Source organism: Anaerobacillus sp. MEB173, assembly GCF_052119505.1.
Classification (GTDB): domain Bacteria; phylum Bacillota; class Bacilli; order Bacillales; family JBJMAU01; genus JBJMAU01.
The window spans coordinates 1-746 of record NZ_JBJMAU010000056.1 but is presented as its reverse complement, the minus strand read 5'-3'; the positions used below and the strand labels follow the sequence as shown (position 1 = coordinate 746).

Annotated in this window: 1 protein-coding gene; it reads left to right on the top strand. The window is 35.8% G+C overall.

Annotation, left to right across the window (positions count from 1 at the left end; genetic code table 11):
• Window positions 1-199: 199 nt before the first annotated feature.
• Window positions 200-746, top strand: a 547-nt coding sequence (locus ACJ2A9_RS23665; protein WP_441424115.1) for a helix-turn-helix domain-containing protein, incomplete at its 3' end; no start/stop codon positions are given.

The following is a 746-nucleotide window of genomic DNA, read 5'->3' as shown; positions in this document are numbered from 1 at the left end:
AGCTTTTTTCTCAAGGTATTCTCTAATCAATTTTTCGAGAACCTTACTAGCATCTGTTCCTTCTTTGACTGCTTGCATTTTCAGTTGTTGTATAAGTTGCTCGTCTAATGTAGTCGTAAATTTTTTCCTTGTCATAATTTGTTCTCCTTGTTTATATACGTACTTACGTATATAATATCAGATAAGGAGGTGAAACTCAATGCTAGTTAAGAAGGCTTACAAATTTCGTATCTACCCAAACAAAAAGCAAGCTGAACTCATAAATAAGACGATCGGGTGCTCAAGGTTTGTTTTCAACTTTTTTCTTGGTAAGCAGAAAGAAAAAGATGCTTACTGGTACATTTGTGAAGAAATGGTTCAAAACGGACAACTACCAGTTAACAATTGGAAAGGTGAATATTTGAACAAATATGAAACGATCAAGATGCTACCACGACTAAAGCACCACTACACTTTTTTGAAAGAAGTCGACAGTATTGCCCTGCAAAAGTCGGTAGAAAACCTAGCAAACTCCTATGATCGATACTACAAAAAACAAAACAAGCAACCTCGATTTAAGTCGAAAAAGAATCCAGTTCAGTCCTATACAACAAAACAAACAAACGGAAATATTGCAGTTGTTGAAAACAAAATCAAGCTACCTAAACTTGGACTCGTTCGTTTTGCGAAAAGTCGCGAAGTTGAAGGGCGCGTTCTTAGTGCTACGATTAGACGTAATCCATCAGGCAAATACTTTGTTTCTATTT